The sequence below is a fragment of the Pseudomonas sp. M20 genome, assembly GCF_045037865.1.
Taxonomy (GTDB): Bacteria; Pseudomonadota; Gammaproteobacteria; order Pseudomonadales; family Pseudomonadaceae; genus Aquipseudomonas.
The window spans coordinates 1,719,391-1,737,825 of record NZ_CP173611.1; the positions used below are offsets into that span (position 1 = coordinate 1,719,391).

At 59.7% G+C, this 18,435-nt stretch carries 18 protein-coding genes; 12 read left to right on the forward strand and 6 right to left on the reverse strand.

What is annotated here, in order from left to right; translation table 11 throughout:
* Positions 1-17: 17 nt before the first annotated feature.
* The 3 genes from ACI514_RS07835 to ACI514_RS07845 all read right to left on the reverse strand — a co-directional run bounded on the left by ACI514_RS07835 (position 18) and on the right by ACI514_RS07845 (position 1,688).
* A complete protein-coding gene (locus tag ACI514_RS07835) occupies positions 18-311 on the reverse strand; it encodes a type II toxin-antitoxin system RelE/ParE family toxin (RefSeq protein WP_405124203.1) in 294 nt (97 codons plus the stop codon).
* Positions 292-486 (reverse strand): stability determinant, encoded by a 195-nt coding sequence (locus ACI514_RS07840; protein ID WP_160058358.1) that lies wholly within the window; start codon positions 484-486, stop codon positions 292-294. Before ACI514_RS07840 ends, ACI514_RS07835 begins: the two co-directional genes overlap by 20 nt.
* A 254-nt stretch (positions 487-740) precedes the next feature.
* The gene (locus ACI514_RS07845) at positions 741-1,688 is read right to left on the reverse strand and encodes a transporter (protein ID WP_405123463.1); all 948 of its coding nucleotides are present in this window, start codon (positions 1,686-1,688) and stop codon (positions 741-743) included.
* A 211-nt stretch (positions 1,689-1,899) separates the two neighbouring features.
* Between ACI514_RS07845 and ACI514_RS07850 the strand changes: the two genes are divergently transcribed.
* From ACI514_RS07850 to ACI514_RS07900, 11 genes are all read left to right on the forward strand, one after another.
* Positions 1,900-2,940, forward strand: coding sequence for an AraC family transcriptional regulator (locus ACI514_RS07850; protein ID WP_405123464.1), 1,041 nt, complete (start codon positions 1,900-1,902; stop codon positions 2,938-2,940).
* A gap of 142 nt (positions 2,941-3,082) precedes the next feature.
* Positions 3,083-3,970 carry a Dyp-type peroxidase gene (locus ACI514_RS07855; protein WP_160058352.1) on the forward strand — a complete coding sequence of 296 codons (888 nt, stop codon included), beginning with the start codon at positions 3,083-3,085 and terminating at the stop codon, positions 3,968-3,970.
* A 10-nt stretch (positions 3,971-3,980) separates the two neighbouring features.
* Positions 3,981-4,949 (forward strand): Gfo/Idh/MocA family protein, encoded by a 969-nt coding sequence (locus ACI514_RS07860; RefSeq protein ID WP_405123465.1) that lies wholly within the window; start codon positions 3,981-3,983, stop codon positions 4,947-4,949.
* Between the two features lie 221 nt (positions 4,950-5,170).
* Positions 5,171-5,923 (forward strand): GntR family transcriptional regulator, encoded by a 753-nt coding sequence (locus ACI514_RS07865; protein ID WP_405123466.1) that lies wholly within the window; start codon positions 5,171-5,173, stop codon positions 5,921-5,923.
* On the forward strand, positions 5,920-7,650 hold the full coding sequence (locus ACI514_RS07870; protein ID WP_405123467.1) for a fumarate reductase/succinate dehydrogenase flavoprotein subunit: 1,731 nt from the start codon (positions 5,920-5,922) through the stop codon (positions 7,648-7,650). The genes ACI514_RS07865 and ACI514_RS07870 overlap by 4 nt, the downstream gene beginning before the upstream one ends.
* Before the next feature lie 27 nt (positions 7,651-7,677).
* Complete coding sequence (locus ACI514_RS07875; protein ID WP_003225615.1) at positions 7,678-7,923, forward strand: ferredoxin family protein; 246 nt, start codon at positions 7,678-7,680, stop codon at positions 7,921-7,923.
* A gap of 209 nt (positions 7,924-8,132) precedes the next feature.
* Positions 8,133-9,545: an ABC transporter substrate-binding protein gene (locus ACI514_RS07880; protein ID WP_405123468.1), complete on the forward strand. Its 1,413-nt coding sequence runs from the start codon at positions 8,133-8,135 to the stop codon at positions 9,543-9,545.
* 266 nt (positions 9,546-9,811) lie between these two features.
* On the forward strand, positions 9,812-10,591 hold the full coding sequence (locus tag ACI514_RS07885; protein WP_160058344.1) for an ABC transporter permease: 780 nt from the start codon (positions 9,812-9,814) through the stop codon (positions 10,589-10,591).
* Positions 10,591-11,439, forward strand: a complete 849-nt coding sequence (locus tag ACI514_RS07890; protein ID WP_160058342.1) for an ABC transporter ATP-binding protein — start codon at positions 10,591-10,593, stop codon at positions 11,437-11,439. Before ACI514_RS07885 ends, ACI514_RS07890 begins: the two co-directional genes overlap by 1 nt.
* Positions 11,436-12,398, forward strand: coding sequence for a HEAT repeat domain-containing protein (locus ACI514_RS07895; RefSeq protein WP_405123469.1), 963 nt, complete (start codon positions 11,436-11,438; stop codon positions 12,396-12,398). The genes ACI514_RS07890 and ACI514_RS07895 overlap by 4 nt, the downstream gene beginning before the upstream one ends.
* Complete coding sequence (locus tag ACI514_RS07900) at positions 12,395-12,673, forward strand: DUF971 domain-containing protein (protein WP_160058338.1); 279 nt, start codon at positions 12,395-12,397, stop codon at positions 12,671-12,673. Before ACI514_RS07895 ends, ACI514_RS07900 begins: the two co-directional genes overlap by 4 nt.
* A gap of 146 nt (positions 12,674-12,819) precedes the next feature.
* On the opposite strand, the gene ACI514_RS07905 is transcribed toward ACI514_RS07900, so the two are convergent.
* The 3 genes from ACI514_RS07905 to ACI514_RS07915 form a co-directional block, all read right to left on the reverse strand.
* A complete protein-coding gene (locus tag ACI514_RS07905; RefSeq protein ID WP_405123470.1) occupies positions 12,820-14,460 on the reverse strand; it encodes a phosphoethanolamine transferase in 1,641 nt (546 codons plus the stop codon).
* 211 nt (positions 14,461-14,671) lie between these two features.
* Positions 14,672-15,409, reverse strand: coding sequence for a TorF family putative porin (locus ACI514_RS07910; protein WP_405123471.1), 738 nt, complete (start codon positions 15,407-15,409; stop codon positions 14,672-14,674).
* A gap of 151 nt (positions 15,410-15,560) precedes the next feature.
* The gene (locus tag ACI514_RS07915) at positions 15,561-17,303 is read right to left on the reverse strand and encodes an amidohydrolase (RefSeq protein WP_160058332.1); all 1,743 of its coding nucleotides are present in this window, start codon (positions 17,301-17,303) and stop codon (positions 15,561-15,563) included.
* Positions 17,304-17,406: 103 nt separating this feature from the next.
* Here ACI514_RS07915 and ACI514_RS07920 point away from each other — a divergent pair, with 103 nt between their 5' ends.
* Positions 17,407-18,324 (forward strand): LysR family transcriptional regulator, encoded by a 918-nt coding sequence (locus ACI514_RS07920; RefSeq protein ID WP_160058330.1) that lies wholly within the window; start codon positions 17,407-17,409, stop codon positions 18,322-18,324.
* The last annotated feature ends 111 nt before the right edge of the window (positions 18,325-18,435 follow it).

An 18,435-nucleotide genomic window follows, 5' to 3' on the forward strand; every position in this document is an offset into this window, starting at 1 on the left:
GGTTGGTCGCCCTTTTTTTATGTTGATGACGTTCGTGGGTATTGTTGTCGGGTGTGGACTAACGTCAGGATTTTGATGCGCCCGTTGACTCGATAGACCAGTAGATAGTTTGGATTGACCACCATTTCCCGAGTGCCTGGTACTCGACCGGATCTGTAACCAAAGGGAATTGATGAAAGCCTTTGCGTTGCTGCACCCACCTTGCGCTGCAAAGCCGCTGAAGCGTTGGAATTGTGTTGTTCAATGTAATCGATAATGTCAGCCAGATCGTCCAGAGCCTGATCGCTCCATTCAAGCGGCAGTGCGTCGATTCTTGCGTTTCTCTTCTAATAATTGGTCGAGCCGCACCATGGCTTCCTCATGGGGAATGGCCGGGCGAGGATCATCCAGTGCAGCCTGCACCTTGGCACGAAACCAGCGATCGTAGCTCTCTGCCTCTTCTTCGGATTCGAACTCAGAATAAAACGGGGAAAGCAATATGCTCATATGACCTCCGTGATCAATTTCAAGCAGTCTAAGGGGGGAATAGGCCATTGTCGTCACTGGCAGACGATGCACCCCATTAGCCCTTGAGCAACCATGGGATAACGTAGCCCAGTATCTGCAAGTGCCCCCTTTAAATCTGCCAGACGTTTCCCCCCGTTGTCCGGTAATCTCGACCGCCGCTGTAGGCGTATTCCACCCATGCGTTTTTCAGGTTTTCAGGCTACAAATCCAGGTGCGCTTTCCTACAAATGCACTCAGAACGCGTACGGAATGCTCACCTTCGCCCAAAGCATTTCACCTTCGGGCCGGTTCTCCACATCAAATTCCTTGGCCCAGCGAATCTCTGCACTGGCGTACTTGAGAAAGGTGAAGTGCAGCGCCGGGCCAATCGCGAAAACCTTGCCACGCACGCCGTCATCGACGTCCTGCCCGGTAAACTGCACGGTGTGGCCGAACTGTTTGTCGTCGGTGGTTTGCTTGAGGTAGTAGCCGTTGACGCCGAGCATCAGGTCGTCGGTGATCTTGTAGCTGGCCGAATAATCGAAATGGAAGATCTGCCCGGACTTGTAGTCGGTGTCTTTGTTCTTCTCGTTGAAGCTGTAGGTGGTCTTCATCGAGACTTCGGTGCGTTCAGTCGGCAGCCAGGTGAACGAGAACAGCGGTTTGTAGGTGTAGAAATTGTTGCTGGTGTTGGCCAGCCGATCGACGCTGTATTCGCCGGTGGGCACAGTGACCTCTACGGCGGCGCCGAGGGTCAGGTTTTTGCCCATGTCCCACAGAATGATCGGTGCGAACGTTGTATCGCCCATGCCTTCGCGGGTGTCGCTCAAGCCAAACACCGAGACTTCCTGCTTCAACCACGGCTGGGCGATGTAACCGGCCAGACGCCCGCCGAACACACGCACCGGGCTTAAATAATCGAGACGCGGAATCACGGCCGTGGATTCGATTTCGACATTCGGCACCTTGCCGCCGAACGAGCTGATGTTGAGCTTTCGCGCCTTGTAGTGGTTGTAGTAGAGGTTGAACGCGACCATGTTCTCCGGAAGGCTGTCGACTTCCAGCGGCAACATGAAGAAACCGTCGGTGCCTGTGCCGATGTTGTCGACGCCGGCTTCGGTGGCGAGGGCGGGCAACGTCAGGGTGCAACCCGCGATGAAAAGGGCGAGCGGCAAGAAGGATGTTGCACGGTTCTGGCTCATGACTGTCCTCATTATTATTGTGATTGGGACCTGGTACCGGTCGCTCGGAGCGCCGGTACGCTAGAAATAAGCGTTTGGCGTACGTTGGGGCAGGGTATTGGCGGACACCGAGGGGGGCATCTGCGGACAGTCCGTAAACCTTGTGCTAACTTCTTTCGACATAACCGGTTACAAAAATAACAATCAAGCGTGATCCGGAATGTCAGCCCCCATGAACGTAAAAGTCCAAGACCCGACCTTCGAACTGGCGCTGGTCTCGCCATTTCTTTTGCAAACCCTCGCTGAAGTCGCACAAAACAAGGGCATCGATCCTGAGAGTCTGTGCCGCGGGCTGGGTTTTACCCTTGAGGATCTTCAGGATCCGGCGCAGCGGATTTCCTATCGTCAGGCGGTGGCGATGATTCAGCGCGCGCTCAAAGTGTTGCCCAATCAAGGTCTGGGGCTGTGGGTCGGCGCGCAAAACGTGCTTGGTACTTTGGGTTTGCTCGGGCATGTGTTGTCGCTGTGCAAGACCTTGCGTGATGCCTTTGCGCTGGGCATTCGTCATCAACACACCTCGGGCGGGATTGTGGTGTCCAGTGTCGATGTGGTCGGCGGGTGCGTGCATCTCGATGCCGAATGTCGCTTGCCGTTCGCCGATGTGCAGGTGTTCGCGGTCGAGGAGTTTTTCGCCAGTTTGCTGGTGTATGGCCGCGCGCTGGTCGGAGCGGAGTTCAAGGCGATTGCCGTGGAATTCGTGCATGCCGCGCCGGATTACCTGAGCGAATACCACCGCCTGCTCGGGCCGGAGGTGCGCTTCGGCTGCCTGCACAATCGCATGCTGATCGATGCGCAGTGGCTGGATGTGAATCTGCCCAATCATCATTCGCTGGCGTTGCGTCAGGCCGTTGCATTGCTGGAGCTGGAAGCGGCGCAGGTGCATCAGAAACTTGATCTGATTCAGGCTGTGGAGCGGGCGATTGCCCGGGATCTGAGTAGCGGCAGTCACATCGAAAAGATTGCCGGTGATTTGAACATGAGCAGCCGTACGTTGCGCCGGCGTTTGACTGAGCATGCGCTGACGTTTGAGGCGTTGCTGGAGCAGGTGCGGCAGGCGCGGACCCTGAGTCTGCTGGCTAATCCGGATATGCCGATCGAGCGGATTACCGAGGAAGTCGGGTACAGCGATGTGCGCAGTTTTCGTCGGGCGTTCAAGCGCTGGACAGGGTTGAGCCCGAGTGCGTGGCGCCAGGAAAGCGTTACAGCTATTTAAAAGATCAAAAGATCGCAGCCTTCGGCAGCTCCTACCCTGATCCCTGTAGGAGCTGCCGAAGGCTGCGATCTTTTGATCTTGCTTCAACCCCACAAACTGTCTGGCTACAGGTAAACTCCGCGCACTTTTTCAAGGAGTTCACATGAGTTACTACCAGCCGGGCATTCTCGCCACCCCAGTTCCTGCGCAAGCACGTCACCTGTTTTTCGCCCTTGAGTCGGTTGAAGCCCTGCCGCAGGCGATCGACAATCTGCTGAACCAGGTGGACGGCAAGTCGGCGGTGGTCGGTTTCGGCGAATCCCTGGTCAAGGCCCTCAACGTGCAGATTGACGGCCTGCGCAGCTTCCCGGCCATGACCGGCGTTGGCGTAGAAAACCCGTCGACCCAACACGCGCTGTGGGTGTGGCTGCACGGCGTCGACCGTGGTGAACTGCTCAACCGTTGCAACGCCCTCGAAGCCGCATTGGCCCCGGCCCTGCGCCTGGTAGAAATGCAGGAAGCCTTCCGCCACAAGGACGGCCACGACCTGACCGGCTACGAAGACGGCACCGAAAACCCGCACGACGAAGCCGCCATCGCCGCCGCCCTGCAAAGCTCAGGCACTGACGGCATGGTCGGCGGCAGCTTCGCCGCGATCCAGCAGTGGCAGCACGACCTCAAGGGTTTCCACAAACTGTCCGCCGACGACAAAGACAACATCATGGGCCGTCGCCTCAGCGACAACGAAGAGATCGACGACGCGCCGGTCTCCGCCCACGTCAAACGCACCGCGCAGGAAAGCTTTGCCCCTGAAGCGTTCGTCGTGCGCCGCTCGATGCCGTGGATCGAAGGTGATCGCGCTGGTTTGATGTTCCTCGCGTTCGGCTTCTCGCTGGATGCTTTCGAAGCGCAACTGCGCCGTATGAGCGGCCTGGAAGACGGCATCACCGATGGCCTCTATCGCATCAGCCGGCCGATCACTGGCGGCTACTACTGGTGCCCGCCGCTGAAGGATGGTCACCTCGATCTGCGCGCCTTGCGCATCGGCTAAAGGAAGAGAAATGAACGTGGTGCGCTGGGGCATGATCGGGTGTGGCAGCGTCGCTGAACGCAAGAGCGGGCCGGCCTTCTACAAGGCGCCCGGTTCGGCGTTGGTGGCGGTGATGGGCCGACGCCTGGAAGCCGTGACCGACTACGCCGCGCGCCACGGCATCGAGCGGGTTTACACCGACATCGATGCGCTGATCAACGATCCCGAGGTCGACGCGGTGTACATCGCCACGCCACCCGATAGCCACCACGCCTACAGCCTCAAAGTTGCTGCTGCCGGCAAACATTGCTGCGTGGAAAAACCCATGGCGCTGAATGCCGGGCAAAGCCGCGAGATGCAGCAGGTGTTTGCCGAGGCTGGTTTGCACCTGTTCGTTTCCTACTACCGCCGATCGTTGCCGCGTTTTGCGCAGGTGCGGCAATGGTTGGAGGAGGGGCGCATTGGTGAGGTTCGGCACCTGAGCTGGACGCTGACCAAGGCGCCGTCGCCGGCGGATCTCGATGGGCGCGATAACTGGCGTACCGATCCGGCGGTGGCCGGTGGCGGTTATTTCGCTGATCTGGCCAGTCATGGCTTTGACCTGTTCCAGTACCTGCTCGGCGACATCGTTGAAGTGGCCGGATTCACCGCACGTCAGGCCTGTTTGTATGCCGCCGAAGATGCCGTCAGCGCCAGTTGGCGGTTCGCTTCAGGTGCGCTAGGCATGGGCTGCTGGAGTTTTGTCGCGGATCGGCGCGAGGATCGGGTCGAGATCATCGGCAGCGTCGGGCGAATCGGTTTTTCGGTGTTTGATGAGCATCCCGTGCAATTGCATGCCGATGAACACATCAGCCTGGAGATTCCCCATCACGAACACATTCAATGGCATCACGTGCTGGGCATGAATGCGCATATTCGTGGCGATTCACAACATCCCGCAATCGCCGAACAGGCCCTGAAAACCGACTGGGTCATGGACCAGATCCTCAAGCGCCACTGACCTTACCGACCACACAAATCCCCTGTGGGAGCGAGCCTGCTCGCGAAGGCGGCGTGTCAGTCACCATCATTGCTGAAAGAAACACCGCTTTCGCGAGCAGGCTCGCTCCCACATTGGGCAGTGCCTCGTCGCGTCTAAGGTTATGCCCAAACAATATTTCTCAACCTCGTCATAACAACTCTAAGATCACGTCATAACTCGTTATAACAAGTGATCCCGTGATGACCGATAACGTTCTCTCCCTCAGTAGCGTCCCGTTGCACACCCAACTGCGCGACGTCCTCCGTGCGCGCATTCTCGACGGCGAATACCCGCAAGACAGCCAGATGCCCTCCGAAAGCGAGCTCGGTGCGCTGTTCAAAGTCAGCCGCATCACTGTGCGCCAGGCGCTCGGCGATCTGCAAAAGGAAGGGCTGATCTTCAAGATCCACGGCAAAGGCACCTTCGTCGCCAAACCGAAAACCTTTCAAAACGTCAGCAGCCTGCAAGGCCTCGCCGAGTCCATGACCGGACGCGGCTACGAGGTGATCAACCGCCTGCGCAGCTTCAAATTCATCCCGGCTGACAAGCGCGTCGCCGAGCGTTTGCAAATCGCCGAGGGCGAGATCGTTACGCAGATCAAACGCGTGCGCCTGATCAATCGTGAACCGATCTCGCTGGAAATCACCTACCTGCCCAAAGCCGTCGGCGAGCGACTGGAGAAGGCCGATCTGGTCACCCGCGACATCTTCCTGATCCTCGAAAACGACTGCGGCATCGCCCTCGGTCACGCTGATCTGGCCATCGACGCGGTGCTCGCCGACAGCGACCTGACCCAGGCGCTGAACGTCGAAGCCGGCTCGCCGATCATGCGTATCGAGCGGCTGACCCACGACGCGCAAGGCCAGCCGCTGGACTTCGAACACCTTTACTACCGTGGCGATGCGTTCCAGTACCGCCTGCGGATCGACCGGCAAAAAGGGGAGCAGGCATGACCCGCAACGTTCTCGAACAGGAATACGACATCGTCGTCATTGGCGGCGGCACTGCCGGCCCGATGGCCGCGATCAAGGCCAAAGAAAAGAACCGCGATCTGCGCGTGTTGCTGGTGGACAAGGCCAATGTCAAACGCAGCGGCGCGATCAGCATGGGCATGGACGGCCTGAACAACGCGATCATTCCCGGCCACTCGACGCCTGAGCAGTACACCAAGGAAATCACCATCGCCAACGACGGCATCGTCAATCAGGCCGCCGTTTACGCCTACGCGACGCACAGCTTCGAAACCATCGAACAGCTTGATCGCTGGGGCGTGAAGTTCGAAAAGGACGAAACCGGCGATTACGCGGTGAAAAAAGTCCACCACATGGGCGCCTACGTGCTGCCGATGCCGGAAGGGCACGACATCAAAAAGGTCCTTTATCGGCAGTTGAAACGCGCCCGGGTGAGCATCACCAATCGCCTTGTCTGCACGCGGTTGCTGACTGACGAGGAGGGCACCGTCAACGGTGTGATGGGCTTCGATTGCCGCACCGCTGATTTCCATGTGATCAAGGCCAAAGCGGTGATTCTTGCCTGCGGTGCTGCCGGGCGCCTCGGCTTGCCGTCCTCCGGTTATCTGATGGGCACCTACGAGAACCCGACCAACGCTGGCGACGGTTACGCGATGGCCTATCACGCCGGCGCGGAACTGGCCAACCTCGAATGCTTCCAGATCAACCCGCTGATCAAGGACTATAACGGCCCGGCCTGCGCCTACGTCACCGGCCCGCTGGGTGGCTACACCGCCAACAACAAGGGCGAACGCTTCATCGAGTGCGACTACTGGAGCGGGCAGATGATGTGGGAATTCCACCAGGAACTGGAGAGCGGCAACGGTCCTGTGTTTCTCAAACTCGATCACCTCGCCGAGGAAACCATCCAGAACATCGAGGAAATCCTGCACAGCAACGAGCGCCCGAGTCGTGGCCAGTTCCACGCCAATCGCGGCACCGATTACCGCACGCAAATGGTCGAAATGCACATTTCCGAAATCGGTTTTTGCAGCGGCCACTCGGCGTCCGGTGTGTGGGTCAACGAACGTGCCGAGACTTCGGTGAAAGGCTTGTATTCGGCGGGCGACATGGCCGCTGTGCCGCACAATTACATGCTCGGTGCCTTCACCTACGGCTGGTTCGCCGGGCACAACGCGGCGGATTTTGTCGCCGGCCGCGAGTTTTCCGCGCTGGATGCCGAGCAGATCGAAAAGGAAAAAGCCCGGGTCTACGCACCGCTGGATCGCGAACACGGCCTGCCGCCGGCGCAGGTCGAGTACAAGCTGCGGCGCTTCGTCAACGATTACCTGCAACCGCCGAAAGTCACCAAGAAGATGCAGATCGGCCTGCAACGCTTCAGCGACATCGAACGTGATCTCGAGCAGATGAAGGCCAACAACGCCCACGAACTGATGCGCGCCATGGAAACCAGCGTGATTCGCGACTGTGCCGAAATGGCCGCCCGCGCTTCATTGTTCCGCGCTGAAAGCCGTTGGGGCCTGTACCACTATCGCGTCGATCACCCACAGCGCAACGACAGCGAGTGGTTCTGCCATTGCCATTTGAAGAAGGGCGAGGACGGCCAGATGAACAGTTTCAAGAAAGCCGTCGAGCCTTACATTATCCCGCTCGATGCTGAAGAAATGCAGGCTTACGACCGTTTGCGGGTCGGCGCTTTCGCCGCTTGATGCACCCCTAAAAAGAGAGTCCGGACCATGGCCTATCAAGCTCAGGAAATCTTCTTCCGCTCCAACGCCCCCGTCACCGTGGACGAGGACAAATGCATTGCAGAAAAGGGCTGCACCGTGTGTGTCGACGTTTGCCCGATGGATTTGCTGGCGATCAACCCGGCGACGCAGAAGGCTTATATGGCGTTCGATGAATGCTGGTACTGCATGCCGTGCGAAAAGGATTGCCCGACGGGTGCCGTCAAAGTCGACATCCCCTATCTCCTGCGTTGAAACCCGATCCCCTGTAGGAGTGAGCCTGCTCGCGATAGCGGTGTGTCAGTCAGCACATCAACATCTGGAAAACCGCTATCGCGAGCAGGCTCACTCCTACATTTGAACTGTGACAACCCAAAGCCATCCGGCAAACCCCGGACGCTGAATTGAAAAACACCCCTCGTTTCCCACCGCGCCCTGATCGCGGCGGAGACGAACTCAAATAAATGATTCGAGGGGAAACAACCATGTTGCGTGCAGCAATCGCCGGTCTGGTACTGGCTTCGTTCACTTTGTCGGCCTCGGCCGAAACCATCCGCATCGCCATCGGCACCCAGGACACCACCATCAACTGCGCCGCCGGCGGCTTGTTGATTCGTGAACTCGGTCTGCTCGACAAGTACCTGCCCCACGACGGCGCCTACAAAGACGCCAAGTACGACGTGCAGTGGAAGAACTTCACCAGCGGCGCACCGCTGACCAACGAGATGGTCGCGGGCAAACTCGACTTCGGCGCCATGGCTGATTTCCCCGGCGCATTCAACGGCGTCGCGTTCGAAACCGCCGGCAAACACAGCCTGTTCATCAGCGTGTTGTCGGGCAGCATCAAGGGCAGCGGCAACGGCATTGTCGTGCCGAGCGCATCGGGTGTGCAGTCGCTGAGCGAGCTCAAGGGCAAGACGATTTCTGTGCCGTTCGCCTCCACCGCCCACGGCATGTTGCTGCGTGCGGTGGCGGCACAGGGCTGGGATCCGCTCAAGGATGTCAACATCATCGCCCAGCCGCCGGAAGTCGCCGGCTCGGCGTTGCAGGCCGGCAAGATCGACGCCCACGCCGATTTCGTGCCGTTCGCCGAACTGTTCCCGAGCCGAGGTTTCGCGCGCAAGATTTATGACGGCGCCCAGGCCAATGCGCCGACGTTCCATGGTGCGCTGGTGGATCAGGCTTACGCCAAGAAGTACCCGGAGATCGTTGTCGCTTACCTGCGGGCGAGTATCGAGGCCAATCAGTTGCTCACTGCCGAGCCTGAGAAGTACAGCGAGCTGATCGCCAAAGTCACCGGCGTCGATGCCGAAGTGAATTACCTGTTCCACGGCCCGCTCGGCGTGCAGACCCGCGACCTGAGCTGGAAGCCGGAATATCGCCAGGCGGTCGGCACGGCTATCGATACGTTGAAGCTGCTGAAGAAGGCTGATCGCGGGCTCGATCTGAATACGTTTATTGACGATCAGTACATCCGTGCGGCGTTCAAGGCGTCGAACCTGGATTACACGGCGCAGTTGGCCAATTACGCGCAGACGCCGTTGAAGACTACCGGTAAAGCGATCACTGACTTCAGCCACGTTGCCGAAATCTGGGTGCGCGGTGAGAGCAAGGTGCGGCAGTACGCGTCTGCGGAAGAGGCGTTCGCTGCACTCGCCGCGTTGAAGCAGGAAGGCAAAAACGTGCGGGCGGTGTATGCGCAGGCCAGTGACAGCGGGATCAAGTTGCTCGCGGAGCAGGCGTGGTTTGCCAGCGATGCGAAGGGACGGTTGAGTGCGTTTTTGCTTAAGGGCCAGGCCCAGCAATTTGCCTCGACGCAGGGTGGCAAGGTTTTCGATTTCACCGATGCCACTGCCCAGGCTGTTGCTGCGCGTTGATGAAGATCAAAAGCCCCTCACCCTAGCCCTCTCCCGGAGGGAGAGGGGACTGACCGCGGTGTTTTGGCAAGGTACGCCGACCTGAAATACCGAGCCGAACTCAGGTTCTGAAAAGCATGAAGATCGGCTCCTTCTTGAGCCGAACTCAGGTTTGAAAGGCATGAAGATCGGCTCCCTTTCCCCCTCGCCCCCCTTGGGGGGAGAGGGCTGGGGTGAGGGGGGTAAATCTCAGCCATCACACAGATCCAGAACCGGAAACCCGCTCGATGAAAACACCCATCCGCTGGACATCAAGAGCCACATCCTTGCTGCTCTGCCTGCTGTTCTGGCAACTCGCCGCCAGCCACCACTGGAACCTCGGCCTGGTCACCTTCGCCAACGTGCCGACACCTGTCGCGGTGATCGAAGCGGCACTCGGTTTGGGCGATTCCGGCAAGCTCCTTCAACACCTGACCGCCAGCCTCAGCCGCGTCTTCGCCGGCTACCTCGCTGCGCTAGTCATCGGCATCGCCCTCGGTCTGGCCATCGGCCGTTCAAAATGGGCCGAAGACCTGCTGCTGCCCCCACTGGAAGTCCTGCGCCCAATCCCCGCCGTGGCATGGATCCCACTGGCGATCCTGATGTTCCCGTCCTCGGAACTGTCGATGGTCTTCATCACCTTCACCGGCGCGCTGTTCCCGATCCTGCTCAACACCGTGCACGGTGTCGAAGGTGTCGATCCACGGCTGATCGCCTCAGCGAAAAGCCTCGGGGCAGGGCGCCGCGCGATCCTGCTGGAAGTGATCTTGCCCGGCGCAGCGCCAAGCATCATCACCGGCCTGGCAATCGGCATGGGCACTTCGTGGTTCTGTCTGGTCACGGCGGAAATGATCTCCGGCCAGTTCGGCATCGGTTACTACACCTGGGAGTCCTACACGATCCAGAACTACGCCGACATCGTCGTCGGCATGTTGCTGATCGGCGTGCTGGGCATGGGCAGCAGTCTGCTGATCAAACGTCTGGGCGGGTTGTTCACGCCCTGGCATCGACCGCGAGGAAAAGCCTGATGAGCGTGATGCAAACCCCGGAAGGGCGGATCGACATCCGCCAGTTATCCATCGTCCTCGGCGCTGGGCGTGAGGCGTTCGAGGCGGTACGGGAACTCGATTGCCAGATTGAACCGGGCCAGTTCGTGTGCATTCTTGGCCCGTCCGGTTGCGGTAAATCGACCTTGCTCGGCGCCTTGGCCGGGCATCTGAACGCGCATGCCGGGAGTCTGAAAGTCGATGGCGCTGCGGTGTCCGGCCCGTCACCGCAGCGCGGCATGGTGTTCCAGCATCACACGCTGTTCCCGTGGCGCACGGTGCGTGACAACGTTGCGTTCGGCCTGAAGATGCGCGGCATCGGCAAGGCCGAACGTCATCGCGCCGCCGACGAAATCCTCAAACTGGTCGGCCTCGAAGGTTTCGCCGAACGCTGGCCCGATCAGCTGTCCGGCGGCATGCAGCAACGCGTCGAGATCGCCCGAGTGCTGGTCAATCGCCCGCGCCTGTTGCTGATGGACGAGCCGTTCGGCGCACTGGATGCGCTTACCCGTTTGAACATGCAGGAACTGCTGCTGGACATCTGGACGCGCATCCGCACCACCGTGGTCTTCGTCACCCACGACATCGACGAGGCGCTGTTCCTCGCCGACCGCTTGCTGGTGATGAGCGCACGACCGGGGCGAATCATCGAAGACTTGCGCCTGGATTTCGCCCGGCCACGCGCCAGCGAACTGGTCACCAGTCCTGAATTCTCCCGGCTCAAGCGCCACTGCCTCGACCTGCTGCGCCACGACAACGACCGACCGCTGCCGCGCCTCAATCCGCTCGGCCTGCCTCCCGAAAACCCTTTGCCGCGATTTGCCCTATGACCTCTATTTTTGCTGTGACCGATAACCAAGACATTCTCGATCTGCAACCGCGCCTGACTGCTGAAGATGCTGGCGTGCGGCGTATTGCGCTGATTGATCTGGCAGATCTGGAGGAGCCCGATGGCTTGCTCTGGCTGGTCGATCGCCTCGGCCAGGATCCCGCTGAAGACGTCCGCGCCGAAGCCGCGCGGTTGCTGGAGGCTTGGGAAGATGAGGACGTCGTGCAAGCGTTGTGCGAGGCGCTGACCGACTCGTCGCCCACCGTGCAATCCGCTGCTGCGCAGAGCTTGAGTCTGCTCAAGACGCAAGCAGCGGGGCGGGTGATTCTGCCGTGGACCGATCATGCCGACGTCAGCGTGCGCATCGCGGCGTTCCGCGCCTTGCGCGAATTGCGTTTCGCCGACGCCGCACCGGCTGCGTTTTCCGCGCTGAACGATGCCGACGCCAGTGTTCGTCGTGAAGCCGTGGGCGTGCTCGGCTGGCTCAAGCAGCTCGACGCATTACCGGCATTGGCGCGGTTGGCCAGCGCTGACCCCGACACCGAAGTGCGCCGCGCCGCCACCGGCGCTTTGGGCCTGGCCTCCAGCGCCGAAGTCCTCCCGGCCCTGCGCCAGGCTTTGCAGGACAACGCCTGGCAAGTGCGCGAGGAAGCCGCCACGACGTTGGGCAAAGTTGGCCACTGCGATGCCGGCCCGGCGTTGGTCGAAGCGCTGAGCGATGACTACTGGCAAGTGCGCCTGCGCGCTACCCGCAGTCTCGGCCGTTTGCAATTTGCCCCGGCACTGGACGCGCTGATTGAAACCCTCGGCCATCGCATCAGCAACCTGCGCAAAGAAGCCGCGCTGGCCTTGGGCGAACTGAATGATCGCGGCGCCGTGGCCGCGTTGCAGGCCGCGCAGGACGATGGCGACCCGGAAGTGCGCAAAGCCGTGCGCATTGCCTTGAGTCAGTTGCAATGAACCCGCTGTCGGTGGCGAATTCGCAGAGCGAAGGGACGCTACGATTGAGCTGGCCGGACGGCCGCGAGCAACAGCTCAACCACGCCGAACTGCGCCGCCAGTGCCCGTGCTCGCAGTGCCGCGCGTTTCGCCTGAAAGGGCTGACGCCGCTGGTCGATGACCGCATACGCCTGATTGAACTCAACCCGCAGGGCTACGGCGTGCAACTGGTGTTCAGCGATGGTCACCAGCGCGGCATCTACCCGTGGGCCTATCTGGCAAACCTCAACCCCTGATCCACCACCTCCCCCTGTAGGAGTGAGCCTGCTCGCGATAGCGGTATGTCATTCAACAATGATGTTGGCTGATCCACCGCTATCGCGAGCAGGCTCACTCCTACAAGGGGATTTGTGCAGTTCCTGGGGTTATTGCGCAGCTGTCATCAAGGCCGGCAGCCATGAAAAATATCCAGCCCCGGCTGATACAACGAGGTCTTCACCTCAAACAACCCCAGCACCGAATGAAACAGGTTGTCGTGGCTCAGATCCGCCTGCCCGGTCTTGCCTTGCAGGCAGCCGCGATCAATCCCCTCACTGGCGAGCGTGCCGTCGCCGAACCACATCACCATCGGCACATGGGTCTGTGCTTCCGGCGCCAGCGCATACGGCGCCGCATGCAGGTACAGGCCATTCTCGCCCAGCGATTCACCGTGATCGGAGACGTACACCATCGAGGTGTCCAGCGAGTCCTGATTACGCTTGAGCAGCTCGATGACCTTGGCGAGGAAATGGTCGGTGTACAGAATCGTGTTGTCGTACACGTTCACCAGTTCATCACGGCTGCAACTGCCCAACTGGTTGGTGTGGCAGATCGGTTTGAAGTGCTCCCTGTCTTTCGGGTAGCGCTCGTAGTATTCCGGGCCGTGGCTGCCATCCGCATGCAGGACGATGATCGCGTGGCCCTTGAGGCTGTCGATGTAGCTTTGCAGATCGGCCAGCAGCGCTTCGTCGAGGCAGTTGTTGCCATCGCAGAACGGCCCCGGCTGGTTCTTCGAAATATCGCGATGCGGTACGCGCAGGCAGGTGCCTTTGCAGTCGCTGTTGTTGTCCAGCCACAGCACTTGCACGCCTGCACGCTGGAGGATGTCGAGCAGGCCCTCGTAGGTTTTGCCTTTCTTGTCGCTGTAATCCTTACGCGGGAACATCGAGAACATGCACGGCACCGACACCGCCGTCGACGTGCCGCAGGAGTGCACCTGGGTGAAATTGAGGATGTCGAGTTTGCTCAGTTCCGGATTGGTCTCGCGCGCATAGCCGTTCAGCGAAAAGTGATCGGCCCGCGCCGTTTCACCGACCACAAACACCATCAGCGATTTCTTCTCGCGGCTCGCAGCCTTGGCGCTCATCACCGCGTCTTCGCCGATGGCCTGCACGACAAGGTGCTTTTTGATGCCCAAGCGTTGCTTGGTGTATTTGCTGATCGCGTAAATGTAGTTGGTCGGGTTGATGAAGTGGGTGAGCTTGTCTTCTTCGCGAAAGATCGGCGCGTAGGTCGAATAGAACGCGCCCACTGACGCGGCGATCACCAGCACACAGGCGATGATCACCAGAATCTTGTTGAGCAAGCCGCGAAAGAACGGCCGATAACTCACCGGCCAACGCCAGATCAACGCGGCCGGCAACACACCGAGCACCAGCAGGTAAGCCAGCAGCTTGCCGTTGAACAGCGCAGTGGCTTCGGCGGGGTTGGTTTCGAAGACGTTCTGCATCATCACCGTGTCGATGGCGATGCCGTATTCGTTCATGAAATACGCGGCACACGCCGAGAGCAGGGCGATCACGGTGAGCACCGGTTTCAGTGTCCAGCGGAACGACACCAGGGTCAGCAGCAGGGTGATCGCTGCCCACAGAAACAGCCCGAATGAGGCGAAAAACGCCACTTTGTGCGCGCCTTGCAGGGTGATCAGTGTGCCCAGCGCCTTCCAGGTCGCCAGGTTGTACAACGCCACCAGCGCCAGGGAAAACAGCAGCACCAGCCGGGTAGGAGTGATGGACGGTAAACGCAGTCCGTTGCCCAAAGCCATGTCAGACATTCCTCTACATGAATGAAAACCACGCTGTTGCGCGGGTAACTGTAGAAGAACGTTAGTAAAAAATTCGTAAACATCCTGTAACAACTACCGAGTGCCATTGCTGTAGGAGCAGCCGCAGGCTGCGATCTTTTGATCTTGCCTTTAAAAAACAAAATCAAAAGATCGCAGCCTTCGGCAGCTCCTACAGTGGGATTTCGGTGGGTCAGAAGGATTTGCTGACGCTGGCGACAACGGTGGCGGTGCAGACGTCTTTGAAGCCCCAGTTACTCAGGCACTGGCTCTGCGACAGGTCGGTGTCGATATAGCTCAACCCCATCACCACGCCGGCCAGATTGTGGGTGAGTTTGACTTCCCATTCTCGGTACGACTCTTCGGCGCTGTCGGACGCCGAGTACAAATGCGCATCCTTGAAATCCATATTGCCGTAACGCAATTTCAACCCCGAGTCGTAAGGCAACTCGGTTTCATAACCGATGTAGCTGTACAGCGAACTCTGCTTGCTATCGATCCCCGGCGCATCACTGGAGTAATACGCCGCCAGTTTCACCCCATAAACCCCGAGAATCCCGTAGACCTCGCTCTGGTTGAACTGGCTTTCCTTGGGGTAGGCATACTTGATGTAGCCCAGATCGAGGCTGACCTCGTCGGTCGCCTGCCATAACCAGCCGCCGTAGTAATCGACTTCCTGCCGGGTTTTCAGGCCGTCGCCGAAATCGACGTTGGAACTCCAGGCGCCGAGGTACAGACCGCTGCTGTGGGCGAGGGTCAGACCGGCCTGTACGGCGGGGTCATTCTGGGTTTGCGAGATGCCCCGGGTGCGGTAGTCGCTGGCCAGGGTCAGGTCGACCAACAGCGCAAAGTCATCGTTCAAGGGGATCGCTTGGCTGCTCAACGGCAGCAGACTGAAAAAACTCAGGGCGAACAGGGGCAAGGCTTTCATGTGAAGTCCCGATGTTGTGATTATTTTTGGGCGGTACGAAAACCTTGTAGGAGTGAGCCTGCTCGCGATAGCGGTGTGTCAGGTGTCGATGTGTTATCTGACACACCGCTATCGCGAGCAGGCTCACTCCTACAAAGGAAAGATTGTGTTGTTATTGGGTGGCGGTATAGACCTGACGGCCGCCGAACCAGGTTTGCAGGACTTGGGTGTCATGCAGGGCTTTGTTGTCGACGCTGAACACGTCGCGGTCGAGGACGATAAAGTCAGCCTGTTTGCCCGGTGTCAGCGAGCCGATCTGTTTCTCCAGGCCAATCGTGCGCGCCGCGTTGACGGTATAGGCATAGAACATCGTGTCGCGGTCCAGACGCTCATCGGCGTTGAGCACACCCAACGGGCCGACCCGAGTAATCGCCTGGGCCATGGCGTTGAACGGATTTGGCGTCGATACCGGCCAGTCACTGGCGCCGGCAATCGTCGCGCCTTGTTTGAGCAGCGAATGCGCCGGGTACTGGTAGCGAAAGGCGAGGGCGCTGACGTAGGGCTTGATCATGTCGGTGGTGTAGTCGTCGGCGCTGGCCCACAGCAGTTGCATCGAGGCGATGACGTTGAGCGGTTTGAAACGGGCGAACTCTTTCGGATTGACCATTTGCAGGTGGGTGATCGAGTGGGTCACGCCACTCTGGCGATCCTTGCGCGCCTGAGCGATGCCGTTCAGCGCTTCACGCACGGCGCGGTCTCCGATCGCATGGATATGCACTAGCCAGCCGCGCTGATCAATGGCGCTGACCAGTTCGCCGAAATGCTGCGGATCGATCAGCAGTTCGCCTTGTTTGTGCGAGTTGCTGTACGGATCGATCATCGCCGCGCTCTGCGCCGGGAACTCGATCACGCCATCGGCGAAGATCTTGATGCCGGGCAGGCTCAGGTTGGGGATGCCCTGAAATTGCTGACGCACCTTGTCCAGCGTATCAAGGTCGGCGGGCACACTTTTCGGGTTGGCCACCAGCAGCGCGGCGACGTGGACGCTCATGTCGCCGCTTTCCGACAGCGCTTTATAAGCCGGTAGCACGCCGACGGTTTTCTCGGTCGGTTTGAGCGCGAATACTGCTTCGCCCGGTGCGGCGTTGGCGGCCGGGTCCATCCACGCGGTGATGCCGAGGCTGTTGTTGTAGCGCACTGCGGATTTCGCGGCGTTCAACATGTCGGCGGGACTCGGCACCGGCATTTTCGAGGCGACTCGATCCCAACCGGCGTCGACCACAAAGCCGTTGGGCTCTCCGCTCGCCAGTTTACCGATGGTGTCTTTTTCCGCGTCGGGCAGGGTTTTCAGCAAGGTAGCATCAATCCCGGCGCGCTTGAGCATGACGTTGTTGGCCCATGCGGTGTGGTGGTCGCTGCCGATAAACACCACTGGCACATTGGCCCATTCGCCGCTGTTGAAGGTTTCGCCCAAGGCCTCGGCTTGCGCCCAATAAACCGAACTCATGCCGGCAATGCTCAGCACATCGCCGTGTTTGGCCTTGCCGTCTGCACGCCAGTCGCGCAGACGCTTTTGCAGTTCGTCGAGGGCGACGACTTCGTCTTCCATGTTCGCCGAGACCATTTCCAGTCCGCCGAAAATCGCGTGGGAATGGCTGTCGATCAGGCCGGGCATCAGCGCTTTGCCCTTGAGGTCGATGACTTGGGTGCCGGGTTCGATCAAGGCTTTGATCTGTGCGTCGGTGCCGACTTTCAGCACTTTGCCGTTTTCTACGGCGAGGGCTTGCACCTTGGGTTGCGTGCGGTCGGCGGTGAAAATCTTGCCGTTGAGCAGCACCAGATCGGTGGTGGCCATGGCTTCCATCGAGGCAAAACTAACAGCGGCTACCAGCAGACTCGGGATGAATCTTTTCATTGAAGATTTCCTTGTTATTGCGTCTGATGGCGAGATTAGTGGTTGGCAACGGCGGACAGAACGCCTCCCTCACGAAAAACGTTTTTGCCTGAATGGAAAAAGTATGGGCAAGTTGGGCGCATTGAAAATGTTCGTGGTTACTGCGCAGCTCGGCAGTTTCAGCCGTGCCGCCGAGCAGTTGGGCAAAACCCCGTCGGCGCTGACCAAAGCGGTCAATCACCTGGAGTCGGAGCTGGGCGCACGGCTGTTCGAGCGCAGCACGCGGCGGATTCTGCTCACCGAAATTGGCCGGGTGTACCTGGAAACTGCGCGGCTGGTGTTGCAGCGGCTCGATGAGGCCAGCGAGGAAATCGAGCAGTTGCAGCACGGCTTGCGCGGCAGCCTGAAAATCACCGCACCGCTGGCGTATGGGCGGGCGTTTCTCGATCAGGTGTGTGACGGCTTTTTGCAGCAATACCCGCAGATCAGCCTGCAAGTGGACCTGTGCGATGCGTTCGTCAATCTGCTGGAAAGTGGTTATGACCTAGCGTTGCGCGAAGGTCACGATGACTTGCCGGGGCTGATTGCGCGGGTGGTCGGCAGCAATCGCCTGGCGTTGTGCGGCAGCCCGGAGTACTTGGCGCGCAAGGATTTGCCGGTGAACCCGCAAACCCTCGAACAACATGAATGGCTGCTTTACCAGCATCCGCTGCTCAGTCGCGAGTTCTGGTGGGCCGAGCGCGACGGGCAGCGCCTGAGCCTGGCGCAACCGACGGCGCCGCGATTGCGCAGTGATAATTACGATTTGTTGCTGGCCAGTGCTTTGGCCGGGCGTGGTTTGCTGCACACGCCGCTGTGGAGCGCCGCGCCGTACATTGCCGACGGGCGACTGGTGCGGGTCATGGCGGATTACGAGATCGATCCGGATACTTTCGGCCCGCACATTCTGGCGGTGTATCCGAGCCATCGGCGGGCCACGGCGAAGGTTGTCGCCTTCATCGATTACATCTCGGCATTTCTCGCCGAACGCGGCCTGAGCTAACGCCACAACCCCTGTAGGAGCTGCCGAAGGCTGCGATCTTTTGATCTTGCCCTTAAAAAACAACATCAAAAGATCGTCCGATCGCGGCCCGAGCCTTCGGCAGCTCCTACG